This is a genomic window from bacterium (assembly GCA_030654305.1).
GTDB lineage: Bacteria > Krumholzibacteriota > Krumholzibacteriia > LZORAL124-64-63 > LZORAL124-64-63 > PNOJ01.
Map to the genome: position 1 here is coordinate 1 of JAURXS010000502.1, position 7,270 is coordinate 7,270.

A 7,270-nucleotide genomic window follows, 5' to 3' on the forward strand; every position below is an offset into this window, starting at 1 on the left:
TCCTATGCGGGACGATCACTTCACGGTCGTGAAGCTCTTGTCCGCGTAGACGCCTTCCATCGAGTAGCGGGGCTGGAACTGCTGCACCGGCGTCACCGTCACGTTGGTGCCGTCGATCGTCATGTTGAAGACGTGCCACCAACCGGTCAGGTCGGCGCCCTCCATGCTGACGTCCACGGCGTTCCAGGTGCGGATCGTGCCGCCCACTTCCAGGCGCACCTGGGCGCCGGAGTCATGGGTGCCCTGGGAGCTGTTCTGGGAGTAGTTGTGCACCCAGTACTGGTAGGTCCCCTGGTAGAGGTGCGCGCTGCTGATGATCTCGGGCCCGTAGGAGCTGGTGTCGTCGGTGTCCAGCGTGGTGTACGGGTTGTCGCTCAGGGTGCCCATGCTGTAGTAGGCGATGTTGTAGTAGTTGTAGTCCTCGCTCCAGGTCATCGGGATCAGCAGGTGCGAGTCCAGGTCGCCCGGGCTCGCGCCCCAGGTCAGGGTGATGGCGAACGCGGGCTCGAGCAGCATGAGCGACGAACCCATGACCACCGGGCACTCCTCGGCCACGGTCACGCGGACCACGGCGCTGGCGTAGGTGCCGCGCAGGGCCCAGACGTCGGTCAGCGCGTTCTTCATGGCGCGCACGCTGAAGTGGCCTTCGGCGTCGGTGAAGTCGTCGTCCATGATGGCGTAATCGTAGCCGCGGCTGAACACGCGGGCGCCAGCGACCGGCTCCTCGAGCGTGTTCAGGACCGTGCCCTCGATCGTGCAGACGTCGTCGATCGGCAGGTCCCAGTTCCAGGTCGTGAAGTGGGAGACGTCGGTCACGTAGCTGCCGTCGACGTAGTCAGCGGCGCCATCCTCGCGCCAGACGCCGGCCGTCTCGTCGAACCACCACATCGGGATCTGTTCGACGGCCGCCTTGGAGTCGTCGGCGCGGAGGCTCAGCTCGGCGGTCACGCCGTCGGCCAGGCGGACCTCGGCGGACTTGTCGGCGTTGAACATGTTGACGCCCATGTAGCCGAAGCTCACGAACTGCGTCGTGGTGCCGTCCTCGCGGATGCCCTCGAAGTCGCCGGGGAAGGCCTCGTAGAACTCTTCGTCGCCGGGCATGACGGTCGTGACCTCGAGGTTCACCTCGCCGGTGTAGGGGTCGCCGTCGGCGTCCACGAAGGCGCCCGCCCCGAAGGTGACCGTGCCGTCGCCGTCGGCGGTGCTGGCGACGCCGCCGGCCTCGCCGTCGATCACGAACTCCTCGGCGAAGGGCAGGAAGATGTCCGGCAGGTGCAGGTTCTCGCCGGAGACGACCTGGACCACCCGCTGGACCGAGAGGTAGCCGGACTGGGCGATGTTCACCACGCGCTGCCCCGTCGGCACGTTGGGCAACGAGAAGTAGCCCTGCTCGTTGGAGGTCGTGGTAAGGGTGCCGACCGTGATCGTGGCGTTGCTGATCGCGGACTTGGTGAAGCCGCCGTCGACGATGCCGGAGATCGAGCCGGTGGTCGCCGCAGGCGGGTCACCGCCGTCGTCGTCGTCGCCTCCGCAGCCCCAGAACACGAGCATGCCCGCCATGAGCAGTAGGACCAACCATGAATACTTCTTCATCTCCCACCTACCTGTTGTAAGGATCGGACTCGACGTCCCTGTCGTCGATCACTCGGAGCGCAGTCTACCAGATCCGCATTTCGCGTCACCCCGAAAATGAAGCCGTTTATTCAGGGGTAAATGCTCTTGTATCCGCGTTCTGCTGGTGCCTGTTCTCCCGTAGAGCGATTTTGTGCTGTGCAACGATCATGCCTGTACGATCTTGGGGTCCCGGAACCGCGCCGACACCCCGCGAGGAAGCCATGGCACTGCTGACCCTGAAGGACGTCTCCCTGGCCCACGGCGGTCCGCCCGTGCTGGACGGCGTGGACCTGCGTTTGGAGAAGGGCGAGCGCGTCTGCCTGCTCGGGCGCAACGGTGAGGGCAAGACCACCCTGCTGCGCGTGCTCGCCGGCGAGGCGCCCCCCGACGGCGGCGAGGTCATCCGCGCCGCCGGCCTGCGGGTGGGCCTGCTGCCGCAGGAGATCCCCGCCGACCTGCGCGGCCGCGCGGCCGACGTGGTGGCCGAAGGCTTGCCGCCGGACGTCGAACCCTGGGAGATCCCCCACCGGGTGTCCGGAGTCCTGGACCAGGTCGGCCTGGACGCGGACGCCGAGGTGTCCGAGATGTCGACCGGCCAGCGCCGCCGCGTCTTGCTGGCGCGCGCACTCGCCGGCGAACCCGACCTGTTGCTGCTGGACGAGCCGACCAACCACCTGGACATCCCGGCGATCCGCTGGCTCGAATCCTTCCTGCTGCGCTGGCGGGGCACGCTGCTGTTCGTGACGCACGACCGCGCCTTCCTGCGCGCGCTGGCGGGGCGCATCGTGGAGCTGGACCGCGGCCGCCTGCGCGACTGGCGCTGCGACTACGACACCTTCCTGCGCCGGCGCGACGAGGACCTGGCGGCCGAGCGCCGCCAGCGGGCCGAGTTCGACCGCGTCCTGGCCCAGGAGGAGGCCTGGGTCCGCCAGGGCGTCCGCGAGCGCCGGACGCGCAACGAGGGGCGCGTGCGCCGGTTGCTCGAGCTGCGCGAGGAGCGATCTTCCCGGCGCGAGCTGGGCGCCGCGGCCCAGATCGCGGTGCAGGACGCCGAGCGCAGCGGCAAGCTGGTGCTGCGGGCCGAAGGCGTCGACGCCGGCTACGACGGGCGCTCGGTGGTGCGCGGCCTGACCACCACGGTCCTGCGCGGGGACAAGGTCGGCGTGCTGGGGCCCAACGGCGCCGGCAAGACGACGCTGCTGCGGGTGCTGCTCGGGGAGCTCGAACCGCTCGCCGGCCGGGTGCGGCAGGGCGCCAACCTGAAGATCGCCTATTCCGACCAGCAGCGGGACACCCTGGACCCGGCGCTCTCGGTGCAGGAGAACATCGCCTCGGGCCGCGACCACGTCGTGATCGACGGGCAGCACGTGCACGTCATCACCTACCTGCAGCGCTTCCTGTTCCCGCCCGAGCAGGCCCGCGCCCCCATCACCCGCCTCAGCGGGGGCGAGCGCAACCGCCTGCTGCTGGCCAAGCTCTTCACCCAGCCGGCGAACGTGCTGGTCCTGGACGAGCCGACCAACGACCTCGACCTCGAGACGCTCGAGCTGCTCGAGTCGCTGCTCGTCGACTTCGAGGGCACGGTCCTCCTGGTCAGCCACGACCGCGAGTTCCTGGACAACGTGGCCACCTCGACCCTGGTGGTGGGCCACGACGGGAGCGTGCTGGAGTCGGTCGGGGGCTACAAGGACTGGGAGCGGGTCGAGGCGGCGGCCGCCGCCGGGCTCGCCGCGTCCCGGCCGGCCCCGCGGGAGGGACCGCCGGCGCCGCGGAGCAAGCCCCGCCCCGAGTCGCCCCGGCGGCTGACCTGGAAGGAGGCCCGCGAACTCGAGGCCCTGCCCCAGCGGATCGAGGATCTGGAACGGCGCCGCGACGAGCTGCACGCCGGTCTGGCCGACCCCGCCCTCTACCAGCGCGCCGGGGGCGAAGTGCCGGCCATGCGGGCGGAACTGGACACCATCGAGGCGGAGCTGGTCACGACCTACGCCCGCTGGGAGGAGCTGGAGTCCATCCGCGAAGCTCAGGGGTGATGATTGCTTTATATTCTGAAGTTAGATCGCGTGACGACATGATTTAATGCTTGACCGCTCCCAAATATTGCCGATACTTCCGATCATGAAGCTAATAACGCCTCGCCGGGCCGGAAGACGTCGCGATGCCGGAGTTTGACGCCACCTTGGCCTCCCCGGCCCGCCTGGCCGTCGTTGCCGCCCTGATCCAGGGGCAGCCCAAGAGCTTCATGGAATTGAGAAGCGAGACGGGACTGGCCGACGGGAACCTGCACGTGCAGACGCGCCACCTGGCCGAGGCCGGCTTCGTGGAGATCCGCAAGTCCCGGCAGGGGCGGCGCGCGATCACCACCTTCCGGCTCACCGAGGAAGGCCTGGCCCGCTTCCGGCGCTTCGTGAGGTTGCTGCAAGCGGTCCTGGACTCGGAATCCGGCGAGATCCGGGCCACCCCCGGCGGCGGGCCGGGCGCCCCCGAGCGGGTCTGGTAGGGAGGTTGACGGATGAAGATCGCCATCGGCGCCGACCACGGCGGGTTCGACCTCAAGACCAAGCTGGCCGCCCACCTGAAGTCCCAGGGGCACGAGGTGCTCGACCTCGGCACTTCATCCCATGAAGCTGTCGACTACCCCGTCTACGCCCTGGCTGTCGCCCAGGCCGTGGCCGAGGGGCGGGCCCAGCGCGGCGTCATGATCGACGGCGCCGGCATCGGCTCCTGCATGGTCGCCAACAAGGTCCCCGGTGTGCGGGCCGCCATGGCCTACGACCTTTCCAGCGCCCGCAACGGCCGCGAGCACAACGACGCCAACCTGCTGACTCTCGGCGCCGGCCTGATCGGCGCCGCCCTGGCCGTCCAGATCCTGGACGCCTTCCTGACGACCGACTGCAAGGAGCCCCGCCACCAACGGAGGGTGGCGATGATCGACGACGTCGAGAAGGGAAGCGCCCCGGCCGGCGGCCGCCCCGCCGCCGCCCCCGACGCGCTGTCCCCGGAGGACCTCGACCGCATCGTCGCCAGGCTGGAACGCCTGGTGGGCTCGACGACGGGGGCCGCGTGCGAAGGACCGTGCGTGGCCTCCGCCCCCGACCGCGCGCGGCGCCTGGTGGAGCTGGGCGCCACCCGCCTCGGCCACGGCCCCGGCTCGCCCGGCGAGATCCCGCGCGACCTGGCCCGCTACATCGACCACACGATCCTGAAGCCCGACGCCACGCGCGAGCAGGTGCTGGCCCTGTGCGCCGAGGCGCGCAAGTTCCTGTTCCGCTCCATCTGCGTGAACGCCTGCTGGACCAAGACCGTGAGCAACGCCCTGCGCGGCACGCCGGTGTTGACCTGCACGGTCGTCGGCTTCCCGCTGGGGGCGACGCTGCCCGAGATCAAGGCGGCCGAGGCGCGCCGCGCCATCCGCGACGGGGCCCGCGAGATCGACATGGTCATCAACATCGGCGCGCTCAAGGGCGGCGACGACGACCTGGTGCTGAACGACATCCGCGCCGTGGTCGAGGCCTGCCGCGACGGCGGCGCCGTCTGCAAGGTCATCATCGAGACCGCGCTGTTGACCGACGACGAGAAGCGCCGCGCCTGCGAGGCCGCGCGCCGCGCCCGCGCGCATTTCGTGAAGACCTCGACCGGCTTCGCCAAGGGCGGGGCCACGGCCGAGGACGTCGCCCTGATGGCCGCGGTGGTCCAGGGCGCCGGCATGGAAGTCAAGGCGTCGGGCGGCATCCGCAGCTACGCGGACGCGCGCCGGATGATCGAGGCGGGCGCCACGCGCATCGGCGCCAGCGCCAGCGTGGCCATCATGGAGGAAGCCGGCGTCGGCGCCGGCGGCAAGTCGTAGAGCCAGGGTAAGCAATCGAGCCCGGGCAAGGAGCTGACCATGGTCGACCTCAGGGCCTTCGTCGTCATCGACAGCCTGCAGCCGCAGTTCGCCGCCTTCCTGGCGACGGTGGCGCAGGGCTTCCTGCCCCGCACCGGCCAGGCGAGCCTCTTCGTCGAGATCGCGCCGGGCATGGAGATCAACCGCGTCACCGACATCGCGCTCAAGAGCACGCGCGTGACGCCCGGCATGCAGATCGTCGAGCGCCACTTCGGCATGCTCGAGGTGCACGCCGACAGCCAGGCCGACGTGCGCCAGGCCGGGGCCGCCATCCTGTCGGCCCTGGAGCTGACCGAGGAGCAGCGGCTGCGCCCCCGGGTGATCAGCGACCAGGTGGTGCGCCACCTCGACGACCACCAGTGCATGCTGATCAACCGCATGCGGCACGGCAACATGATCATGGCCGGCCAGACCCTCTTCATCCTCGAGTGCGAGCCGGCGGCCTACGCGGCGCTCGCGGCCAACGAGGCGGAGAAGGCGGCCGACATCAGCATCCTCGAGGTGCGGGCCTTCGGCAGTTTCGGCCGGGTCTACATCGGCGGGGAGGAGAAGGACGTGGAAGCGGCGCGGCCCGCGGCGGTCCAGGCCCTGGCGGCCCTGACCGGACGCGAGCACGCCTCGTAGGAGGCAGGACCCCAGCCCCCGAGGGAGGCTCGTGATGTCGGATGCTCTGGGTATGATCGAGTGCCGCAGCTTCGCGGCGATGGTCGAGGCGGCCGACGCGATGGTCAAGGCGGCCCGCGTCGAGCTGGTGAGCTACGAGAAGACCGGCGGCGGCTACACGACCGTCGTGGTGCGCGGCGACGTGGCCGCGGTCAAGGCGGCCTGCGACGCCGGCCAGACGGCCGCCGCCCGCGTGGGCGAGGTCGTGGCCGTGCACGTGATCGCGCGCCCGCACGCCAACGTGGACCTGATCATCCCCCTGGGCCGCCAGGTGGAGACGGGCAAGAAGTGACCCCGCGCTGCGGGCCCGGGAGGCGGCCATGAATCTCGCGAAGGTGATGGGCACCGTGGTGGCCAGCCAGAAGGACGAGAAGCTCGACGGCCTGCGCTTCCTGCTGCTGGCCACGGCCGGCCCCGACGGGCAGCTGTCCGGCGGCTCGGTGGTGGCGGTCGACGCGGTCGGGGCGGGACCCGGCGAGTACGTGCTGTACGCCTCGGGCTCCTCGGCGCGCCAGACGCGGGCCACCGACGGACGCCCCGTCGACGCCGTGGTGATGGCCATCGTCGACAGCTGGGAGGTCGAGGGTGAGGAGCGGTACCACAAGGGCCGCGACGGCTAGCACAGCGAGGGAGCGGCCATGAGCGGGTTGAGCGACCGGCAGGTCGACGAGATCGCCCAGCGGTTGGCGGCGCGGCTGCGCGGCGGCGGGGGGGCGACCACCGCGGCGGTGCACGAGCCGGCGGCGGCCCGAAAATCAGCAGCAGCCAACGAGTCGCTGGGCGACGGCGTGTTCCCCGACGTGGACCACGCCGTCGAGGCGGCCGCGACGGCCTTCCGCCGCCTCGGCGAGGCGTCACTGTCGCTGCGCGAGTCGCTGGTCGCGGCGATCCGCGCCGTCATGCTGCGCGAGGGCGAGGCGCTGGCCCGCCACGCCTGGGAGGAGACCGGGCTCGGCCGCTTCGAGGACAAGGTCATCAAGAACCGGCTGGTGACGCTCAAGACACCCGGGCCGGAGGCGCTGCAGCCCCGTACCTGGACCGGCGACCGCGGCCTCACGCTGACCGAGTGGGCGCCCTTCGGCGTCATCGGCGCCATCACCCCGACCACCA

The 7,270-nt window shown here is 70.7% G+C and carries 8 protein-coding genes and 1 pseudogene; 8 read left to right on the forward strand and 1 reads right to left on the reverse strand.

Features of this window, described 5'->3' with window-relative positions; genetic code table 11:
* Positions 1 to 15: 15 nt before the first annotated feature.
* Positions 16 to 1,593, reverse strand: a complete 1,578-nt coding sequence (locus Q7W29_14310) for a carboxypeptidase regulatory-like domain-containing protein (GenBank protein ID MDO9172996.1) — start codon at positions 1,591 to 1,593, stop codon at positions 16 to 18.
* A 242-nt stretch (positions 1,594 to 1,835) separates the two neighbouring features.
* Here Q7W29_14310 and Q7W29_14315 point away from each other — a divergent pair, with 242 nt between their 5' ends.
* The 8 genes and pseudogenes from Q7W29_14315 to Q7W29_14350 form a co-directional block, all read left to right on the forward strand.
* A complete protein-coding gene (locus Q7W29_14315) occupies positions 1,836 to 3,644 on the forward strand; it encodes an ATP-binding cassette domain-containing protein (protein ID MDO9172997.1) in 1,809 nt (602 codons plus the stop codon).
* A 125-nt stretch (positions 3,645 to 3,769) separates the two neighbouring features.
* Entirely contained in the window at positions 3,770 to 4,111 is a 342-nt protein-coding gene (locus tag Q7W29_14320; GenBank protein MDO9172998.1) for a transcriptional regulator, read from the forward strand.
* Positions 4,112 to 4,123: 12 nt separating this feature from the next.
* Positions 4,124 to 4,546 (forward strand): annotated as a pseudogene (rpiB, locus tag Q7W29_14325) (ribose 5-phosphate isomerase B).
* Between the two features lie 228 nt (positions 4,547 to 4,774).
* Positions 4,775 to 5,458 (forward strand): deoxyribose-phosphate aldolase, encoded by a 684-nt coding sequence (deoC, locus tag Q7W29_14330; GenBank protein MDO9172999.1) that lies wholly within the window; start codon positions 4,775 to 4,777, stop codon positions 5,456 to 5,458.
* A 39-nt stretch (positions 5,459 to 5,497) separates the two neighbouring features.
* A complete protein-coding gene (locus Q7W29_14335; protein MDO9173000.1) occupies positions 5,498 to 6,121 on the forward strand; it encodes a BMC domain-containing protein in 624 nt (207 codons plus the stop codon).
* Positions 6,122 to 6,155: 34 nt separating this feature from the next.
* Entirely contained in the window at positions 6,156 to 6,452 is a 297-nt protein-coding gene (locus Q7W29_14340) for a BMC domain-containing protein (protein ID MDO9173001.1), read from the forward strand.
* Positions 6,453 to 6,480: 28 nt separating this feature from the next.
* Positions 6,481 to 6,780, forward strand: a complete 300-nt coding sequence (locus Q7W29_14345) for a EutN/CcmL family microcompartment protein (protein MDO9173002.1) — start codon at positions 6,481 to 6,483, stop codon at positions 6,778 to 6,780.
* A gap of 18 nt (positions 6,781 to 6,798) precedes the next feature.
* Positions 6,799 to 7,270, forward strand: a 472-nt coding sequence (locus tag Q7W29_14350; GenBank protein MDO9173003.1) for an aldehyde dehydrogenase family protein, incomplete at its 3' end; no start/stop codon positions are given.

What these genes read in the sequence shown, in the direction of transcription:
- Q7W29_14310 (MDO9172996.1), bottom strand. Translation starts at nt 1,593, where the DNA reads ATGAAGAAGTATTCATGGTTGGTCCTACTGCTCATGGCGGGCATGCTC.
- Q7W29_14315 (MDO9172997.1), top strand. Translation starts at nt 1,836, where the DNA reads ATGGCACTGCTGACCCTGAAGGACGTCTCCCTGGCCCACGGCGGTCCG.
- Q7W29_14320 (MDO9172998.1), top strand. Translation starts at nt 3,770, where the DNA reads ATGCCGGAGTTTGACGCCACCTTGGCCTCCCCGGCCCGCCTGGCCGTC.
- Q7W29_14335 (MDO9173000.1), top strand. Translation starts at nt 5,498, where the DNA reads ATGGTCGACCTCAGGGCCTTCGTCGTCATCGACAGCCTGCAGCCGCAG.
- Q7W29_14340 (MDO9173001.1), top strand. Translation starts at nt 6,156, where the DNA reads ATGTCGGATGCTCTGGGTATGATCGAGTGCCGCAGCTTCGCGGCGATG.
- Q7W29_14345 (MDO9173002.1), top strand. Translation starts at nt 6,481, where the DNA reads ATGAATCTCGCGAAGGTGATGGGCACCGTGGTGGCCAGCCAGAAGGAC.